General features: G+C 59.7%; 28 protein-coding genes. All 28 read right to left on the bottom strand.

Translation table 11 applies throughout. From position 1 onward, the window contains the following. Positions 1 to 11 precede the first annotated feature (11 nt). Positions 12 to 410, bottom strand: a complete 399-nt coding sequence (locus G9X64_RS15545; protein WP_171376888.1) for a ribosomal maturation YjgA family protein — start codon at positions 408 to 410, stop codon at positions 12 to 14. 84 nt (positions 411 to 494) lie between these two features. Next, entirely contained in the window at positions 495 to 917 is a 423-nt protein-coding gene (rplQ, locus tag G9X64_RS15540; protein WP_168313197.1) for a 50S ribosomal protein L17, read from the bottom strand. A gap of 123 nt (positions 918 to 1040) precedes the next feature. Further along, the gene (locus G9X64_RS15535) at positions 1041 to 2051 is read right to left on the bottom strand and encodes a DNA-directed RNA polymerase subunit alpha (RefSeq protein WP_003547579.1); all 1011 of its coding nucleotides are present in this window, start codon (positions 2049 to 2051) and stop codon (positions 1041 to 1043) included. 97 nt (positions 2052 to 2148) lie between these two features. Continuing rightward, positions 2149 to 2538: a 30S ribosomal protein S11 gene (gene rpsK / locus G9X64_RS15530; RefSeq protein ID WP_003547577.1), complete on the bottom strand. Its 390-nt coding sequence runs from the start codon at positions 2536 to 2538 to the stop codon at positions 2149 to 2151. Positions 2539 to 2671: 133 nt separating this feature from the next. After that, positions 2672 to 3040: a 30S ribosomal protein S13 gene (gene rpsM, locus G9X64_RS15525; protein WP_003573772.1), complete on the bottom strand. Its 369-nt coding sequence runs from the start codon at positions 3038 to 3040 to the stop codon at positions 2672 to 2674. Between the two features lie 222 nt (positions 3041 to 3262). Then, positions 3263 to 3913, bottom strand: coding sequence for an adenylate kinase (locus G9X64_RS15520; RefSeq protein WP_168313198.1), 651 nt, complete (start codon positions 3911 to 3913; stop codon positions 3263 to 3265). After that, positions 3910 to 5250, bottom strand: coding sequence for a preprotein translocase subunit SecY (gene secY, locus G9X64_RS15515; RefSeq protein ID WP_131664196.1), 1341 nt, complete (start codon positions 5248 to 5250; stop codon positions 3910 to 3912). The genes G9X64_RS15520 and secY overlap by 4 nt, the downstream gene beginning before the upstream one ends. A 234-nt stretch (positions 5251 to 5484) precedes the next feature. Next, complete coding sequence (rplO, locus tag G9X64_RS15510) at positions 5485 to 5961, bottom strand: 50S ribosomal protein L15 (RefSeq protein ID WP_003547567.1); 477 nt, start codon at positions 5959 to 5961, stop codon at positions 5485 to 5487. A 16-nt stretch (positions 5962 to 5977) separates the two neighbouring features. Continuing rightward, entirely contained in the window at positions 5978 to 6187 is a 210-nt protein-coding gene (gene rpmD / locus G9X64_RS15505) for a 50S ribosomal protein L30 (RefSeq protein WP_003547566.1), read from the bottom strand. Between the two features lie 14 nt (positions 6188 to 6201). Then, the gene (rpsE, locus tag G9X64_RS15500; RefSeq protein ID WP_017963908.1) at positions 6202 to 6771 is read right to left on the bottom strand and encodes a 30S ribosomal protein S5; all 570 of its coding nucleotides are present in this window, start codon (positions 6769 to 6771) and stop codon (positions 6202 to 6204) included. A gap of 128 nt (positions 6772 to 6899) precedes the next feature. Then, positions 6900 to 7262, bottom strand: a complete 363-nt coding sequence (gene rplR, locus G9X64_RS15495) for a 50S ribosomal protein L18 (RefSeq protein ID WP_018241643.1) — start codon at positions 7260 to 7262, stop codon at positions 6900 to 6902. Between the two features lie 12 nt (positions 7263 to 7274). Then, positions 7275 to 7808: a 50S ribosomal protein L6 gene (rplF, locus tag G9X64_RS15490; protein WP_168313200.1), complete on the bottom strand. Its 534-nt coding sequence runs from the start codon at positions 7806 to 7808 to the stop codon at positions 7275 to 7277. Positions 7809 to 7850: 42 nt separating this feature from the next. Continuing rightward, on the bottom strand, positions 7851 to 8249 hold the full coding sequence (gene rpsH, locus G9X64_RS15485; protein WP_003547562.1) for a 30S ribosomal protein S8: 399 nt from the start codon (positions 8247 to 8249) through the stop codon (positions 7851 to 7853). A 12-nt stretch (positions 8250 to 8261) separates the two neighbouring features. Next, positions 8262 to 8567 (bottom strand): 30S ribosomal protein S14, encoded by a 306-nt coding sequence (gene rpsN, locus G9X64_RS15480; RefSeq protein WP_003573787.1) that lies wholly within the window; start codon positions 8565 to 8567, stop codon positions 8262 to 8264. 32 nt (positions 8568 to 8599) lie between these two features. Further along, positions 8600 to 9157 carry a 50S ribosomal protein L5 gene (gene rplE, locus G9X64_RS15475; RefSeq protein ID WP_003573788.1) on the bottom strand — a complete coding sequence of 186 codons (558 nt, stop codon included), beginning with the start codon at positions 9155 to 9157 and terminating at the stop codon, positions 8600 to 8602. After that, the gene (gene rplX, locus G9X64_RS15470) at positions 9150 to 9458 is read right to left on the bottom strand and encodes a 50S ribosomal protein L24 (protein ID WP_003547559.1); all 309 of its coding nucleotides are present in this window, start codon (positions 9456 to 9458) and stop codon (positions 9150 to 9152) included. Before rplX ends, rplE begins: the two co-directional genes overlap by 8 nt. Positions 9459 to 9469: 11 nt before the next feature. Continuing rightward, a complete protein-coding gene (rplN, locus tag G9X64_RS15465; RefSeq protein ID WP_003573790.1) occupies positions 9470 to 9838 on the bottom strand; it encodes a 50S ribosomal protein L14 in 369 nt (122 codons plus the stop codon). Positions 9839 to 10097: 259 nt separating this feature from the next. Beyond that, positions 10098 to 10337: a 30S ribosomal protein S17 gene (gene rpsQ / locus G9X64_RS15460; protein ID WP_003573791.1), complete on the bottom strand. Its 240-nt coding sequence runs from the start codon at positions 10335 to 10337 to the stop codon at positions 10098 to 10100. A 12-nt stretch (positions 10338 to 10349) separates the two neighbouring features. Next, the gene (gene rpmC / locus G9X64_RS15455; RefSeq protein WP_003547556.1) at positions 10350 to 10550 is read right to left on the bottom strand and encodes a 50S ribosomal protein L29; all 201 of its coding nucleotides are present in this window, start codon (positions 10548 to 10550) and stop codon (positions 10350 to 10352) included. A gap of 12 nt (positions 10551 to 10562) precedes the next feature. After that, the gene (rplP, locus tag G9X64_RS15450; RefSeq protein ID WP_003573792.1) at positions 10563 to 10976 is read right to left on the bottom strand and encodes a 50S ribosomal protein L16; all 414 of its coding nucleotides are present in this window, start codon (positions 10974 to 10976) and stop codon (positions 10563 to 10565) included. 36 nt (positions 10977 to 11012) lie between these two features. Further along, positions 11013 to 11744: a 30S ribosomal protein S3 gene (gene rpsC / locus G9X64_RS15445; protein WP_003547554.1), complete on the bottom strand. Its 732-nt coding sequence runs from the start codon at positions 11742 to 11744 to the stop codon at positions 11013 to 11015. Then, positions 11744 to 12133 carry a 50S ribosomal protein L22 gene (gene rplV / locus G9X64_RS15440; protein WP_003547553.1) on the bottom strand — a complete coding sequence of 130 codons (390 nt, stop codon included), beginning with the start codon at positions 12131 to 12133 and terminating at the stop codon, positions 11744 to 11746. Before rplV ends, rpsC begins: the two co-directional genes overlap by 1 nt. Before the next feature lie 2 nt (positions 12134 to 12135). Continuing rightward, complete coding sequence (gene rpsS / locus G9X64_RS15435; RefSeq protein ID WP_003547552.1) at positions 12136 to 12414, bottom strand: 30S ribosomal protein S19; 279 nt, start codon at positions 12412 to 12414, stop codon at positions 12136 to 12138. A 15-nt stretch (positions 12415 to 12429) separates the two neighbouring features. Continuing rightward, on the bottom strand, positions 12430 to 13266 hold the full coding sequence (rplB, locus tag G9X64_RS15430; protein WP_168313201.1) for a 50S ribosomal protein L2: 837 nt from the start codon (positions 13264 to 13266) through the stop codon (positions 12430 to 12432). Between the two features lie 11 nt (positions 13267 to 13277). Next, positions 13278 to 13571, bottom strand: coding sequence for a 50S ribosomal protein L23 (locus G9X64_RS15425; RefSeq protein ID WP_003547550.1), 294 nt, complete (start codon positions 13569 to 13571; stop codon positions 13278 to 13280). Continuing rightward, positions 13568 to 14188: a 50S ribosomal protein L4 gene (gene rplD / locus G9X64_RS15420; protein WP_003573800.1), complete on the bottom strand. Its 621-nt coding sequence runs from the start codon at positions 14186 to 14188 to the stop codon at positions 13568 to 13570. The genes G9X64_RS15425 and rplD overlap by 4 nt, the downstream gene beginning before the upstream one ends. A 13-nt stretch (positions 14189 to 14201) precedes the next feature. Beyond that, positions 14202 to 14843 (bottom strand): 50S ribosomal protein L3, encoded by a 642-nt coding sequence (gene rplC, locus G9X64_RS15415; protein ID WP_018067989.1) that lies wholly within the window; start codon positions 14841 to 14843, stop codon positions 14202 to 14204. Between the two features lie 39 nt (positions 14844 to 14882). After that, positions 14883 to 15191, bottom strand: a complete 309-nt coding sequence (gene rpsJ / locus G9X64_RS15410) for a 30S ribosomal protein S10 (RefSeq protein WP_003547547.1) — start codon at positions 15189 to 15191, stop codon at positions 14883 to 14885. Between the last annotated feature and the right edge of the window lie 213 nt (positions 15192 to 15404).

Raw genomic sequence — 15404 nt, 5'->3', positions numbered from 1 at the left:
GCGAGAATGCATCAACGACGCACAGGATCGAAGATGCAGGCCGCGGCGATGCCGATTGCATAAGCCAGCATGTTCCAAAGCGAAAAGACCCGACCAAGCAGCAGGGCGCCTGCCGTGGTCAGCCGAAACGCATCGAGCCAGGGCGTGTGATAGAGCCGGAACAATTCCACTGAAATCGCTATGAACAGCGCTGTGACAGCAATTGCTGCTGGCCGTGACCCTGCCGCAATGAGCGCCACGAGCAGATAGACCATCGCTCCCCAGAGTGCCGATCCACCATATTTGACGACGATGAAAGGCAGATCGGCCGCATAACCAAACCTGCGGAGCACCAGCCCGAGAACGATAACAAGAATCAGGGCGGCGAGACGAAGGAACTGCGGAGAGCGAGCCTGAATGATTTTGCGCAATGGACCGGTCCCGTCACTATATCACAAACAAAAAACAGCCGGGCTTTGCAGCCCGGCTGTTCTGTTTCCGCCGGGGCGGAGGATTTAAGCGGCGACGGCCTGCTCGTCTGCAGCGACGCGGGCCTTGTCGGCAGCGCCCTTGGCATAGGCATCGCGGTCAACGAATTCGATCACAGCCATGGCGGCATTGTCGCCCTGGCGGAAGCCGGCCTTCATGATGCGCAGGTAGCCGCCGTTGCGGGTGGCGTAGCGCGTCGCGATCGTGTCGAACAGCTTCGAGACGACAGCGGCATCGCGGATCTGCGAGATCGCCTGACGGCGAGCATGCAGGTCGCCGCGCTTGCCGAGCGTGACGAGCTTCTCGACGATCGGACGGATTTCCTTGGCCTTCGGCAGGGTCGTGACGATCTGCTCGTGGGTAATCAGCGAAGCCGCCATATTGGCGAACATCGCCTTGCGGTGGCTTGCAGTTCTATTCAGCTTGCGGCCGGCTTTACCATGGCGCATTGCTATTCTCCTTTAATGCAGGTGCCCTTACGCTAAGTGGGCCTGCCGTTTCCTGGCACATACAGGCGATCGGCCTGCTGTTTGACGGGGAAAGGCAGCCGAAAGAGCCTGCCTTTTGTTTTTTCAGTATTGATCTTCGTAACGCTTGGCGAGATCTTCGATGTTCTCGGGCGGCCATGCCGGCACTTCCATGCCGAGGTGCAGGCCCATGGAAGCGAGAACTTCCTTGATTTCGTTCAGCGACTTGCGACCAAAATTCGGTGTGCGGAGCATTTCTGCTTCGGTCTTCTGAATGAGGTCGCCGATGTAGACGATGTTGTCGTTCTTCAGGCAGTTTGCCGAACGGACCGACAGTTCGAGTTCGTCCACCTTCTTCAGGAGAGCCGGGTTGAAAGCGAGTTCGGTGACTGCTTCCTCTTCGGTTTCCTTCTGCGGCTCGTCGAAGTTGACGAAGACGCCAAGCTGATCCTGGAGGATGCGCGCCGCAAAAGCGACGGCGTCTTCGCCGGTGATCGAGCCATCGGTTTCGATGGTCATGTTCAGCTTGTCGTAGTCGAGAACCTGTCCTTCGCGGGTATTTTCAACCTTGTAGGACACCTTCTTGACCGGCGAATAGAGGCTGTCGACCGGGATGAGACCGATCGGAGCATCTTCCGCACGATTGCGTTCGGCCGGAACGTAGCCCTTGCCGTTATTGACGGTGAACTCCATGCGGATCTCGGCGCCCTCATCGAGCGTGCAGATGACATGCTCGGGGTTGAGGATTTCGATATCGCCGACCGTCTGAATGTCGCCAGCCGTGACAACACCCGGGCCCTGCTTACGCACGACCATGCGCTTTGCGTCGTCGCCATCCATCTTGATGGCGATTTCCTTGATGTTGAGCACGATGTCCGTCACGTCTTCGCGGACGCCCGGAATCGAGGAGAATTCGTGCAGCACGCCATCGATCTGCACCGCCGTGACGGCAGCACCGCGCAGCGAGGAGAGCAGAACGCGGCGAAGCGCGTTGCCGAGGGTGAGTCCGAAGCCGCGCTCCAGCGGTTCGGCGACAAGCGTCGCCCTGGTGCGCGAGCTCGAGGAGAACTCCACCTTGTTCGGCTTGATCAGTTCCTGCCAGTTCTTCTGAATCATGAGTTTGCCTTCCGTTCGTTGCCACCATCCAATCGTGGCAACCGAGCTTGAAAACCACCGGGAGCGCGCAGGCGCTCACCGGTGACGAGAGCGATGATCAGACGCGGCGCTTCTTGCGCGGACGGCAGCCATTGTGCGGGATCGGGGTCACGTCGCGGATGGACGTGATCATGAAACCTGCAGCCTGGAGCGCGCGCAGAGCCGATTCGCGACCCGAACCCGGACCGCAGACTTCGACTTCCAGCGACTTCATGCCGTGCTCCTGGGCCTTCTTGGCGCAGTCTTCGGCAGCGATCTGGGCAGCGAACGGGGTCGACTTGCGCGAGCCCTTGAAGCCCTTGGCGCCAGCCGACGACCAGGCGATCGCATTGCCCTGCGCATCGGTGATGGTGATCATCGTGTTGTTGAAGGTCGAGTTGACGTGAGCGACACCCGACGAGATATTCTTGCGCTCGCGACGGCGAACGCGGACGGCTTCCTTAGCCATGGTATTCCTTTCGTTGATCTCTTCACCGCCGTAATGCCAGCGGCTACACCGGAACGGCGCCTATATGGTCCCGCTCCAAACTCAAAAGAGGCCGGCGCAGACCGCCAGCCTCCCCACCCCGGTTTCCCGGAAATTACTTCTTCTTGCCAGCGATTGCCTTTGCCGGACCCTTGCGGGTGCGGGCATTGGTATGCGTGCGCTGACCGCGGACCGGAAGGCCGCGGCGATGACGCAGGCCGCGGTAGCAGCCGAGGTCCATCAGGCGCTTGATGTTCATCGCGGTATCGCGACGAAGATCGCCTTCGACCTGATAGTCGCGGTCGATGGCTTCGCGGATCTGAAGGACTTCCGCGTCCGTCAGCTGATGCACACGACGTTCGGCCGGGATACCGACCTTTTCGACGATTTCCTGTGCGAATTTCGGACCGATCCCGTGAATGTAGGTCAGCGCAATAACAACGCGCTTCGCAGTCGGGATGTTGACGCCAGCGATACGTGCCACGCCTGTTCTCCTTGCATTCCAGTTGCCATCCGGCAAGTGGGCTTCGTTATGCGGCTCTTGAGAACCGCCCGTTCAGATTTACGTCCGCAACATGTCAAAACGACCGCACCCGGACTTCCCTGGGAAATCCGCGCCGATCGCATGGAATGTCGCGAGTTGGCGCGGTGTTTAGCGGAATCACTGCTGAAAAGCAACCGTCCCGCCAAGTTTATTTTCAAAGCCTTAAAACTTGGAAAGAATGCTTTCGACCTCGGCGGTCACCTGATCGATCTCCGCCATCCCGTCCACAGACTTGAGTTTGCCCTTGGCATGGTAATAGCCGATCAGCGGTGAGGTCTCCTTGTAGTAAACCTGCAGCCGAGCCGTCATGGTCTCCGGAGTGTCATCAGGACGGCGCTTGAAGTGAGTGGAACCGCACTTGTCGCACACACCCTCGGCAGCCGGAACCTTATCGGTATCATGATAGACGCTGCCGCACTGTGCACAGGAGTAGCGACCGGCAACGCGACGAACCAGCTCGTCGTCATTGACACGGAATTCGATGACGACCGAAAGGTCGAGACCCTTCGCCTTCAGCATCGCCTCGGTGGCGTCCGCCTGGACGAGCGTCCTGGGGAAGCCGTCGAGGATGAAGCCGTTGGCGCAATCGGGTTGATCGATACGCTCGGAAACAATGGCGATAACGATCTCATCCGAGACGAGCTTGCCGGCGTCCATGACAGCCTTCGCACGCTTGCCGACATCGGTGCCGGCGTTAACCGCTGCACGCAGCATGTCCCCCGTGGAAAGCTGCGGAATGCCGTGCTTTTCCACGATCCGCTGGGCCTGGGTTCCCTTACCCGCGCCCGGCGGCCCCAAAAGGATAAGTCTCATCGCCCCCTCTTTCCTCCACGCAACTTCGATTTCTTGATCAGGCCCTCGTATTGCTGCGCGATCAGGTGACCCTGGATCTGTGCAACCGTATCAAGAGTTACGCTAACCACGATCAAAAGCGAAGTCCCACCAAGGGCTAATGGAATGCCGGTTTGCGACACCAATATCTCCGGAAGGATGCAGACGAAGACCAGATAGAGTGCGCCGATCACAGTGATTCGGGTGAGCACGTAGTCGATATATTCGGCGGTGCGCTCGCCCGGACGGATGCCGGGAATGAAGCCACCATGCTTCTTCAGATTGTCAGCCGTGTCCTTCGGATTGAAGACAATAGCAGTATAGAAGAAGGCGAAGAAGGCGATCAACGCCGCATAGAGCACCATATAAAGTGGCTGGCCATGACCGAGGGCCGCGACGATCGATGTCGCCCAGGAGGGCATTGCCGTGGTGCTGGCAAAGCCTGCAATCGTTGCCGGCAGAAGCAGCAGCGACGATGCGAAGATTGCCGGAATGACACCTGATGTGTTGAGTTTCAACGGCAGATGAGACGTATCGCCCTGGAACATCCGGTTGCCGACCTGGCGCTTCGGATACTGGATCAGCAGCCGGCGCTGGGCGCGCTCGACAAATACGATGATGGCAATGACGGCGATCGCGACGATGATCACGAGCAGGATCAGCGGGGTCGACAGCGCACCGGTGCGGCCGAGTTCAAGCGTGCCGGCAAGGGCTGTGGGAAGGCCGGCGGCGATGCCGGCGAAGATGATCAGCGAGATGCCGTTGCCGATGCCGCGCGAGGTGATCTGCTCGCCGAGCCACATCAGGAACATCGTGCCGCCGAGCAGCGTCAGAACGGTGGAGACGCGGAAGAACCAGCCCGGATCGACGACCAAGCCCTGGCCGCTCTCAAGGCCGGCGGCAATGCCATAGGCCTGCAGCGCGCCCAGGATAACGGTACCGTAGCGGGTATATTGATTGATGATCTTACGGCCCTGCTCGCCTTCCTTCTTGAGGTTTTCGAGCGCCGGCACGACCGAGGTCATCAGCTGAACGATGATCGAGGCAGAGATATAGGGCATGATGCCGAGCGCGAAGATTGCCATGCGCTCAACGGCGCCGCCCGAAAACATGTTGAAAAGGCCGAGAATGCCGCCTGCCTGGCCGCGGAAAGCCTGGGCATAGGCTTCGGGATTGAGACCCGGAAGCGGAATATGCGTGCCGAGTCGGTAGACGAGGAGAGCTGCCAGTGTGAACCACAAGCGCTTCTTCAAATCCTCGGCTTTGGCGAAGGTCGAGAAATTGAGGTTGGATGCCAATTGTTCCGCTGCAGAAGCCATGCGTTTCTCCGCGCTACCAATTCCGGCGTCTCTGGGGGACAGGCCGGACCCGGAATCAGTATGAAATTATTCAAAACCGGGCTCAGGACGGATTGCAACGCAACCCCATGCCTCACCCTTGTATTCGAGTCTTACCGGCATGACGCGGGCGCGCCAGCCAAGTTTTTGTGAGGCCCACATATGGGAGCAAAATCGCCCGGTGTGAAGCACCCCGGGCGAGATATCATCAGATTATTATTCGGCTGCAGCCGGAGCCGAAAGCAGCGTCACGGTGCCGCCGGCCTTTTCGATCTTCTCGACAGCAGGCTTGGAGGCGCCTGCAACGACGATGGTGATCTTGGCCTTGATCTCGCCGTCGGCGAGAACGCGAACGCCATCCTTGACGCGGCGGATGACACCAGCAGCCTTGAGGGCAGCTGCGTCAACGGTCGTCTTGGCATCGAGCTTACCGGCGTCGATCGCCGTCTGGATACGGGCCAGCGATACGACAACAAAATCAGAAGCGAAAATGTTGTTGAAGCCGCGCTTCGGCAGGCGACGATAGATCGGCATCTGGCCGCCTTCGAAGCCGTTGATGGCGACGCCCGAACGGGACTTCTGACCCTTCACGCCGCGACCACCAGTCTTGCCCGAGCCCGAGCCGATACCGCGGCCGAGGCGCTTGCGGCTGTGGGTCGAGCCTTCGTTGTCTTTAATTTCATTGAGTTTCATGAGCGTTTCCTCCGTCTCACTTCTCGTCGACGACGCGAACGAGATGCTGGACAGCACGGATCATGCCACGAACGGAAGGAGTATCCTCCAGCGTGCGGCGACGGTGCATCTTGTTCAGTCCGAGACCGATCAGCGTGCGCTGCTGGACATCCGGACGGCGAATCGGGCTGCCGATCTGTTCGATCGTGACAGTCTTCGCTTCAGCCTTCTTAGTAGCCTTGGCCATCTGTCAAACTCCTCTTATTCTTCAGAGGCGTTGCCGGAGGCGCCACGACGAGCCTGCAGCGTTGCATACTTGATGCCGCGCTGAGCTGCGATGTCCTTCGGGTGAACCTGGTGCTTCAGAGCGTCGAAGGTGGCGCGAACCATGTTGTAGGGGTTCGACGAACCGGTCGACTTGGCGACGACGTCGTGCATGCCGAGCGTCTCGAATACGGCGCGCATCGGACCGCCGGCGATGATGCCGGTACCGACCTTGGCCGAGCGCAGCAGAACCTTGCCGGCGCCATGGCGGCCATGGACGTCGTGATGCAGCGTACGGCCGTCACGCAGCGGTACGAAGATCAGTTCGCGCTTGGCGGCTTCGGTTGCCTTGCGGATAGCTTCCGGCACTTCACGTGCCTTGCCATGGCCGAAGCCGACGCGGCCCTTCTGGTCGCCGACGACGACGAGTGCTGCGAAACCGAAACGACGGCCGCCCTTGACGACCTTGGCGACGCGGTTGATCGCGACAAGCTTGTCGACGAATTCGCTATCGCGCTCTTCACGGCTCTGGCGGTCGTCCCGCTGCGGCCTTCTTTCCTGTGCCATTGTCCTCTTCCTTTTTCTTTTCCGGGTGCAATCGGCAAACAAATGTGGACCGCATCAGCCTCCCCTTTCGGAGAGTGCCTGCGGTCCGGCGAAAATCCGGCCGGCGCTTGAGGCCGGCCGGAAACTGATCAGAAGGTGAGACCGCCTTCGCGGGCCGCTTCGGCGAGAGCCTTGATGCGGCCGTGATAGATGAAGGCGCCACGGTCGAACACGACTTCCGTAACACCGGCCTTGGAGGCGCGCTCTGCGAGGAGCTTACCCACTACGGCAGCGGCGGCGGTATCGGCACCGGTCTTCAGAGAACCGCGCAGATCCTTCTCGAGGGTGGAGGCAGACGCAAGCGTCTTGCCGGCCACGTCATCGATGACCTGGGCGTAGATGTTCTTCGAGGAGCGATGAACCGACAGGCGCGGACGGCCATTGGCCACCGACTTGAGATGACGGCGCACGCGGTTGGCACGACGTGCAAGTGCTTCTTTCCTGCTAGCCATTTCGCGTGATCCTTACTTCTTCTTGCCTTCTTTGCGGACGATCCGCTCGTCAGCGTACTTGACGCCCTTGCCCTTGTAGGGCTCGGGACCGCGATATTCGCGGATTTCGGCGGCAACCTGACCGACCTGCTGCTTGTTGATGCCGCTGACGACGATTTCCGTCGGCTTCGGAACAACGATCGAGATACCGACCGGCGGCTCGTAGATCACGTCGTGGCTGAAACCGAGGGCCAGCTGCAGGTTCTTGCCCTGCATGGCGGCGCGGTAACCGACGCCGTTGATTTCAAGCTTGCGCTCGAAACCGTCCTTGACGCCCTTGAAGATGCCTTCGATCATCGTGCGGGACATGCCCCACTTTGCGCGCGCATCCTTGCTCTGGTTCACCGGCGTCACGACGACGGCGTTATTTTCAAGCTTGAGGCTGATTTCGTCGTTAGCAACGAAAAACAGCTCGCCCTTCGGGCCCTTTGCAGTCACCTTCTGGCCATCGACCGTAGCCGTGATCCCAGCAGGCACCTGAACGGGCTTTTTACCGATACGAGACATGTTTCAATCCTGTCTGTTCGCTATGGAGATCCCTGCCCGATCTTAGAAGACCGAGCAAAGAACCTCGCCACCAACGTTCTGTTCGCGAGCCTGGTGATCGGCCATCACACCCTTCGGAGTCGAAAGGATGGTGATGCCGAGACCGTTCGCGACCTGCGGAATGGACTTGACCGAGACATAAACCCGGCGGCCCGGCTTGGACACACGGCCGATCTCACGGATCACCGATGCGCCTTCATAATATTTCAGCTCGATGCTGAGTTCCGACTTGCCATTGCCGAAATCGACAACGGAATAGCCACGGATGTAGCCTTCGGACTGCAGAACATCGAGAACACGTGCACGGAGCTTCGAAGCAGGCGTCGAAACCGACGACTTGCGGCGGGAAGCGCCGTTACGGATGCGAGTGAGCATATCGCCCAACGGATCAGTCATTGTCATGTAACCTGCTCCTTACCAGCTCGACTTGACGATACCCGGCACCTTGCCGAGATTGCCGAGTTCACGCAGCGCAATACGCGACATGCGGAGTTTGCGGTAATATGCGCGCGGACGCCCCGAAACTTCGCAACGGTTGCGAATACGGGTCTTCGATCCATCACGCGGCAGGGATGCCAGCTTGATCGAGGCCTTGAACCGCTCTTCGATCGGAAGAGCCTGGTTCATGATGATCGCCTTCAACGCAGCCCGCTTAGCGGCCTGGTTGGCGACCGTAGTACGGCGGCGCTTGTTCTTTTCAACTGCGCTTGTCTTCGCCATGTCAGGTTCCTTTTCTACGCTCGTCGTTACGGTTATTGACGGAACGGGAAGCTGAACTCTTTCAGAAGAGCCCGCGCTTCGTCGTCGGTCGTCGCCGTCGTGCAAACGATGATGTCCATGCCCCACATCTGATCAACCTTGTCGTAGTTGATCTCAGGGAACACAATGTGCTCCTTGATGCCCATGGCGAAGTTGCCACGGCCGTCAAAGCTTTTCGGGTTCAGGCCGCGGAAGTCGCGAACGCGCGGGAGCGCGATGTTCACGAGACGGTCCAGGAACTCGTACATGCGGGCGCCGCGCAGGGTGACCTTCGCGCCGATCGGCATCTGTTCGCGGACCTTGAAGCCTGCGATGGAGTTGCGTGCGCGGGTGATGACCGGCTTCTGGCCGGCGATCGCTGCGAGGTCGGCGGCAGCTACCGTCGGCTTTTTCGAGTCAGCGGTCGCTTCGCCGACACCCATGTTGATCACGATCTTGTCGAGCTTCGGGATCATCATCTCGTTGGCGTAGGAGAACTGCTCCTGCATCGCCTTGCGGATGCGCTCGACATATTCCTTCTTGAGCCGCGGCTCATATTTTGCCTCAGCCATCGATCACTTCTCCAGAACGCTTGGCCACACGGACCTTCTTGCCGTCAACAACCTTGAAACCGACGCGGGTCGGCTTGCCGTCCTTGTCGATGATTGCAACGTTGGACAGGTGAACCGGGGCTTCCTTGTTGATGATGCCGGCTTCCTGGGTCTGCGTCTGGCGCTGGTGGCGCTTGACGACGTTGACGCCACGAACAACGGCACGATCTTCCTTCGGCATGACCTGGACAACTTCGCCGGTACGGCCCTTGTCCTTGCCAGCGAGCATGACGACCTTGTCGCCCTTACGAATCTTCTGCATCGCTTCGCTCCTTACAGTACTTCGGGAGCCAGCGAGATGATCTTCATGTGGTTCTTGGCGCGAAGTTCGCGCGGAACCGGTCCGAAGATACGGGTGCCGATCGGCTCTTTCTTGTTGTCGATGAGGACTGCTGCGTTGGTGTCGAAGCGGATGACGGAGCCATCCGGACGACGGATATCCTTGGCGGTGCGAACGACAACCGCCTTCATCACGTCACCCTTCTTCACACGGCCGCGCGGGATCGCTTCCTTGATCGAAACGACGATGACGTCGCCGATCGAGGCATACTTGCGCTTCGAGCCGCCCAGCACCTTGATGCACATGACACGACGTGCGCCGGAATTATCCGCGACGTCGAGGTTTGTTTGCATCTGAATCATATCAGGTCGCCTTCTTGTTTTACCGGAATGGTTGGGCTAGCCCCCTACTCCGGCTTATGAAAATTTTCGCCGGCCGAGCTGCCATAACGGCAGCACAGACGCGGCAATAGCTGAATAGCGCGGGATCGATCGTGCCAGGGTGGTTTCCCAAACGGGACCTTCCGTGCGCTCAAAGCAAAAGAACGCCCGGCTTTCGAGCGTTCTGACGCTGCTTCATACAGATATTTCGGCGAGACGCAAGGCCTCGCACAAAATTCTGTTACTGGCCCTGGGCGGAAATCACCGTCCAGCGCTTGTCCTTGGAGATCGGCGCGCATTCCTCGATGGATACGGTATCGCCAATCTTGTACTGGTTGTTCTCGTCGTGGGCCTTGTACTTCTTGGAACGACGAACGGTCTTCTGGAGCAGCGGGTGAGCGAAACGACGCTCGACACGAACCACTACCGTCTTCTCGTTCTTGTCGCCAACGACGACGCCCTGCAGGATGCGCTTCGGCATATTTTTCTTCCTTTAGGCCTTAACTTCTGCCGCCTTCTGGCGGGCAATGGTTTTCACGCGGGCGATGTCCTTGCGGACTTCGTTGATGCGCGAGGACTTTTCGAGCTGGCCGGTCGCCTTCTGGAAGCGCAGGTTGAACTGCTCCTTCTTCAGCTTGGCAAGCTCGTCCTTAAGTTGGTCGGCGGTGAACCCGCGAACATCTGAGGCTTTCATGAGCTCAATCCCTTACTCTGCAATGCGCTGAACGAAGCGCGTCTTGACCGAGAGCTTGGCAGAGCCGAGGCGAAGCGCCTCACGGGCGATTTCTTCGCTGACACCGTCGATCTCGAACATCATACGGCCGGGCTTGACCTTGCATGCCCAGTATTCAACGGAGCCCTTACCCTTACCCATGCGGACTTCGGTCGGCTTTGCGGTTACCGGAACGTCCGGGAACACGCGGATCCATACACGGCCGGCGCGCTTCATATAACGCGTGATCGCGCGGCGGGCCGCTTCGATCTCGCGCGCGTTGACGCGGTTGGGTTCCTGTGCCTTCAGGCCGAATTCGCCGAATGCCAGGTCAGAACCGCCCTTGGCGACGCCCTTGATGCGGCCCTTGAACTGCTTGCGGTACTTGGTACGCTTTGGCTGCAACATTTTCTTATTCTCCGAACTTCTCTGCCACGCGCGCTATCAAGCGTTGTCGCGGCGACGGTCTCTGTCGCGGTCACGATCACGGCTTGCCGGACCCTGGGCGTCACCTTCCATCGCACGGCGCTCGGAAGCCATCGGATCGTGCTCAAGGATTTCGCCCTTGAAGATCCAGACCTTGATGCCGCAGATGCCGAATGCGGTTTCTGCTTCAGCCGTGCCGTAGTCGATGTCGGCGCGCAACGTGTGCAACGGCACACGACCTTCGCGGTACCATTCCGTACGGGCGATTTCAGCGCCACCGAGACGGCCGGCGCAGGTGATCTTGATGCCTTCGGCGCCAAGACGCATCGCAGACTGAACGGCGCGCTTCATGGCGCGGCGGAAAGCCACGCGGCGCTCGAGCTGCTGGGCGATCGACTGAGCGACCAGCGTCGCATCGACTTCGGGCTTGCGCACTTCGACGATGTTGAGGTGCGTTTCCGAATTCGTCATCTCCGACAGCTTCTTGCGGAGCTTGTCGATGTCTGCGCCCTTGCGGCCGATGATCAAGCCCGGACGTGCCGAGTGGATCGTGACGCGGCACTTCTTGTGCGGACGCTCGATGACCACCTTGGAGATCCCGGCCTGCTTCAGTTCGCTCATGACGAACTTGCGCATCTTCAGGTCTTCGTGCAGCAGCTGGCCGTACTCGGCATTGTCCGCAAACCAGCGGCTATCCCAGGTACGGTTAATGCCGAGGCGGAAACCGATTGGATTGATTTTCTGACCCATTATGCGGCCTCCTCTGCTGCCTGCACTTCACGAACGACGATCGTCAGGTGCGCGAAGGGCTTTTCGATGCGCGACGCGCGACCGCGGCCACGAGCGTGGAAACGCTTCATGACGATCGACTTGCCGACATAGGCCTCGGCGACGACCAGCGAGTCGACGTCGAGATCATGGTTGTTCTCGGCGTTGGCGATCGCAGATTCGAGCGTCTTCTTGACGGCGCCTGCGATGCGCTTGCGGGAGAACTCCAGCTCAGCGAGTGCGCGCTCGACCTTCTTGCCACGGATAGCCGCAGCAACCAGGTTGAGCTTCTGGGGGCTGACGCGGAGCGTGCGGGCGACTGCTTGCGCCTCGTTGTCCTTCAGCCGGCGTTCGGCTTTTGCCTTGCCCATTGTTACTTCCTCTTCGCCTTCTTGTCCGCGCCGTGACCGTAGTAGGTGCGGGTCGGAGAGAATTCACCGAATTTGTGGCCGACCATGTCTTCATTGACGCTGACCGGGATATGCTTGCTGCCGTTGTAGACGCCGAAGGTGAGACCGACGAACTGCGGCAGGATCGTGGAGCGACGGCTCCAGATCTTGATCACTTCACTACGACCGCCTTCACGAACCTTCTCAGCCTTCTTGAGAAGATAGCCGTCAACGAACGGACCTTTCCATACTGAACGAGCCATTGGAGACTTCCTCTCTTACTTCTTACGCTGATGACGCGAGCGCATGATCATCTTGTCGGTCGACTTGTTCGACCGGGTGCGCTTGCCCTTGGTCGGCTTGCCCCACGGTGTCACCGGATGGCGACCACCGGAGGTGCGGCCTTCACCACCGCCGTGCGGATGGTCGACCGGGTTCATGACGACACCACGGTTATGCGGACGCTTGCCGCGCCAAACGGTACGACCGGCCTTGCCGTCGTTGATGTTGGCGTGATCAGGGTTGGAGACCGCGCCGATCGAAGCAAGGCACGAGCCATGAACGAGACGCTGTTCACCGGAGTTCAGGCGAAGGATCGCCATGCCCTGGTCACGGCCGACGAGCTGTGCGTAGCCACCGGCGGAGCGAGCGATCTGACCACCCTTGCCCGGCTTCATTTCCACATTGTGGATGATGGAGCCGACCGGGATGAACTGCAGCGGCATGGTGTTGCCGGGCTTGACGTCGACAGCCTTCTCGGAAGCGATGACCTTGTCACCGGCAGCGAGGCGCTGAGGAGCGAGGATATAAGCCTTCTCGCCGTCAGTATAGTTCACCAGCGCGATGAAAGCCGTGCGGTTCGGATCGTATTCGATACGCTCGACCGTGCCTTCGACGTCGAACTTGCGACGCTTGAAGTCGATCAGACGATAGGTGCGCTTGTGACCGCCGCCGATGAAGCGGGCGGTGATGCGGCCGAGGTTGTTACGACCGCCGCTCTTGGTCAGACCTTCCGTCAGCGCCTTGACCGGCTTGCCCTTGTAGAGGGCCGAGCGGTCGACGATGACCAGCTGGCGCTGGCTCGGGGTGATCGGATTGAATGTTTTCAATGCCATTTTCTTATACCTCAGAGACCGGTGGAGACGTCGATCGTCTGGCCTTCAGCCAGCGTCACAACAGCCTTCTTCACGTCCTTCTGCTTGCCGACGAAACCGCGGAACCGCTTGGTCTTGCCCTTGCGCAGCAGAGTGTTGACAGCCGTGACCTTGACGCCGAACAGCGCCTCGACCGCAGCCTTGATTTCCGGCTTCGTCGCCTGCTTGGCGACATTGAAAACAACCTGGTTGTTTTCGGATACCAGCGTGGACTTTTCGGTGATCGCCGGAGAGACGATCACATCGTAGTGGCGAAGATCGGTCACTTGAATCGCTCCTCTAGCGCTTCAACCGCAGCCTTGGAAAGCACGAGCTTGCCGCGGCGCACGATGTCGTAAACGTTGATGCCCTGGATCGGCAGAACATCGATGTTCGGGATGTTCTGAGCTGCGAGCTTGAAGTTGCCGTCAAGCTCTGCGCCGCCGATGAAGAGGGCGTTGGTCAGGCCGAGCGTCTCGAAAACGGACGCGAGAGCCTTGGTCTTGGCTTCGGTGGCAACCAGGTTGTCGATGACGATGACGTCATCGGCCTTGATCTTGGCCGAAAGGGCGTGGCGAAGGCCGAGTGCACGAACCTTCTTCGGAAGATCGTGCTCGTGGCTGCGGACGACCGGGCCGTGAGCCTTGCCGCCGCCGCGAAACTGCGGAGCGCGAGCCGAATGGTGGCGGGCGCGGCCCGTACCCTTCTGCTTGTACATCTTGGCGCCGGTGCGCGAAACTTCAGCGCGGCCCTTAGCCTTGTGCGTGCCCTGCTGCTTCTTGGCAAGCTGCCAGCGGATGACGCGGGCGAGAATGTCTTCACGGGGCTCGAGGCCGAAAATCGCGTCCGAAAGGGAAACCTTCCCGGCGTCTTTTCCCTCGAGGGTCTTGACGTTGAATTCCATTGATCTGGCTCCCTTACTTCGCGGCCGACTTGACGGCGTCGCGCACGATGATCCAAGCACCCTTGGAACCAGGAACAGCACCCTTGATCAGGATCAGACCACGATCTTCGTCGGTCGAAACCACTTCCAGGTTCTGCGTCGTGACGCGCGTCTGGCCCATGTGACCAGCCATCTTCTTATTCTTGAAAACCTTGCCCGGATCCTGGCGCGAGCCGGTCGAACCGTGCGAACGGTGCGAAACCGACACACCGTGCGTGGCACGCAGACCGCCGAAACCGTGGCGCTTCATAGCGCCGGCAAAACCCTTACCAATCGTGGTGCCCGTCACGTCGACGAGCTGACCGGCTGCAAAGTGACCCGCCTTGATCTCAGTGCCGATCTCGAGCAACTGATCTTCCGATACGCGGAATTCAGTGAGCTTGGCCTTCGGCTCGACGTTGGCGATGGCAAAATTGCCACGCATCGCCTTCGACGTGTTCTTCACCTTCGCCTGGCCGGCACCGAGCTGAACTGCGGTATAGCCATTCTTTTCGACAGTGCGCGTGGCCACGACCTGGCAGCCTTCCATACGCAGTACCGTTACCGGGACATGCTCGCCGGCGTCGTTATAGACGCGGGTCATTCCCACCTTCTGTGCAATCACACCTGAACGCATCGGTTCAATCCTTCTCACTCAGCCCGAAGACCCGAGGTCTCAGAGCTTGATCTCAACATCGACACCGGCGGCGAGATCGAGCTTCATCAGCGCGTCTACCGTCTGCGGGGTCGGGTCAACGATATCGAGAAGGCGCTTGTGCGTGCGCATCTCGAACTGTTCACGGCTCTTCTTGTCGATGTGCGGGGACCGGTTGACCGTAAACTTCTCGATGCGGGTCGGAAGCGGAACGGGGCCCCGGACGCTTGCACCGGTGCGCTTAGCCGTCGATACGATCTCGCGCGTGGAGGCATCGAGAATCCGGTGATCGAACGCCTTCAGGCGGATGCGGATATTCTGGCCGTTCATTCGACTTTATCCTTGTGTCTGTTATCCGCGTGTCACCACTTAGGGACACGGATTACCTTCAGTTACGTTAGCGGGCCACCGGTTTCAAAGATCGAGAGGGACACCGAGATCGGCGTCCCTATCCTTTCCTTGGGCCAGGTGGCCCAGCCGCTAATTACTCGACGATCGACGCGACGATGCCGGCGCCGACGGTACGGCCGCCTTCGCGGATGG

This window comes from Rhizobium sophorae (genome assembly GCF_013087515.1).
GTDB lineage: Bacteria > Pseudomonadota > Alphaproteobacteria > Rhizobiales > Rhizobiaceae > Rhizobium > Rhizobium sophorae.
Note: the sequence above shows the minus strand (reverse complement) of the source record. Positions and strands in the feature narration are given on the sequence as shown.

What these genes read in the sequence shown, in the direction of transcription:
- rplQ (WP_168313197.1), bottom strand. Translation starts at nt 917, where the DNA reads ATGCGCCATGGTAAAGCCGGCCGCAAGCTGAATAGAACTGCAAGCCAC.
- G9X64_RS15535 (WP_003547579.1), bottom strand. Translation starts at nt 2,051, where the DNA reads ATGATTCAGAAGAACTGGCAGGAACTGATCAAGCCGAACAAGGTGGAG.
- rpsK (WP_003547577.1), bottom strand. Translation starts at nt 2,538, where the DNA reads ATGGCTAAGGAAGCCGTCCGCGTTCGCCGTCGCGAGCGCAAGAATATC.
- G9X64_RS15520 (WP_168313198.1), bottom strand. Translation starts at nt 3,913, where the DNA reads ATGAGACTTATCCTTTTGGGGCCGCCGGGCGCGGGTAAGGGAACCCAG.
- secY (WP_131664196.1), bottom strand. Translation starts at nt 5,250, where the DNA reads ATGGCTTCTGCAGCGGAACAATTGGCATCCAACCTCAATTTCTCGACC.
- rplO (WP_003547567.1), bottom strand. Translation starts at nt 5,961, where the DNA reads ATGAAACTCAATGAAATTAAAGACAACGAAGGCTCGACCCACAGCCGC.
- rpmD (WP_003547566.1), bottom strand. Translation starts at nt 6,187, where the DNA reads ATGGCCAAGGCTACTAAGAAGGCTGAAGCGAAGACTGTCACGATCGAA.
- rpsE (WP_017963908.1), bottom strand. Translation starts at nt 6,771, where the DNA reads ATGGCACAGGAAAGAAGGCCGCAGCGGGACGACCGCCAGAGCCGTGAA.
- rplR (WP_018241643.1), bottom strand. Translation starts at nt 7,262, where the DNA reads ATGGCTAGCAGGAAAGAAGCACTTGCACGTCGTGCCAACCGCGTGCGC.
- rplF (WP_168313200.1), bottom strand. Translation starts at nt 7,808, where the DNA reads ATGTCTCGTATCGGTAAAAAGCCCGTTCAGGTGCCTGCTGGGATCACG.
- rpsH (WP_003547562.1), bottom strand. Translation starts at nt 8,249, where the DNA reads ATGACAATGACTGATCCGTTGGGCGATATGCTCACTCGCATCCGTAAC.
- rpsN (WP_003573787.1), bottom strand. Translation starts at nt 8,567, where the DNA reads ATGGCGAAGACAAGCGCAGTTGAAAAGAACAAGCGCCGCCGTACTACG.
- rplE (WP_003573788.1), bottom strand. Translation starts at nt 9,157, where the DNA reads ATGGCTGAGGCAAAATATGAGCCGCGGCTCAAGAAGGAATATGTCGAG.
- rplX (WP_003547559.1), bottom strand. Translation starts at nt 9,458, where the DNA reads ATGCAGAAGATTCGTAAGGGCGACAAGGTCGTCATGCTCGCTGGCAAG.
- rplN (WP_003573790.1), bottom strand. Translation starts at nt 9,838, where the DNA reads ATGATTCAGATGCAAACAAACCTCGACGTCGCGGATAATTCCGGCGCA.
- rpsQ (WP_003573791.1), bottom strand. Translation starts at nt 10,337, where the DNA reads ATGCCGAAGCGCATCCTGCAGGGCGTCGTCGTTGGCGACAAGAACGAG.
- rpmC (WP_003547556.1), bottom strand. Translation starts at nt 10,550, where the DNA reads ATGAAAGCCTCAGATGTTCGCGGGTTCACCGCCGACCAACTTAAGGAC.
- rplP (WP_003573792.1), bottom strand. Translation starts at nt 10,976, where the DNA reads ATGTTGCAGCCAAAGCGTACCAAGTACCGCAAGCAGTTCAAGGGCCGC.
- rpsC (WP_003547554.1), bottom strand. Translation starts at nt 11,744, where the DNA reads ATGGGTCAGAAAATCAATCCAATCGGTTTCCGCCTCGGCATTAACCGT.
- rplV (WP_003547553.1), bottom strand. Translation starts at nt 12,133, where the DNA reads ATGGGCAAGGCAAAAGCCGAACGCCGGCTGAAGGACAACGAGGCGCAA.
- rpsS (WP_003547552.1), bottom strand. Translation starts at nt 12,414, where the DNA reads ATGGCTCGTTCAGTATGGAAAGGTCCGTTCGTTGACGGCTATCTTCTC.
- rplB (WP_168313201.1), bottom strand. Translation starts at nt 13,266, where the DNA reads ATGGCATTGAAAACATTCAATCCGATCACCCCGAGCCAGCGCCAGCTG.
- rplD (WP_003573800.1), bottom strand. Translation starts at nt 14,188, where the DNA reads ATGGAATTCAACGTCAAGACCCTCGAGGGAAAAGACGCCGGGAAGGTT.
- rplC (WP_018067989.1), bottom strand. Translation starts at nt 14,843, where the DNA reads ATGCGTTCAGGTGTGATTGCACAGAAGGTGGGAATGACCCGCGTCTAT.
- rpsJ (WP_003547547.1), bottom strand. Translation starts at nt 15,191, where the DNA reads ATGAACGGCCAGAATATCCGCATCCGCCTGAAGGCGTTCGATCACCGG.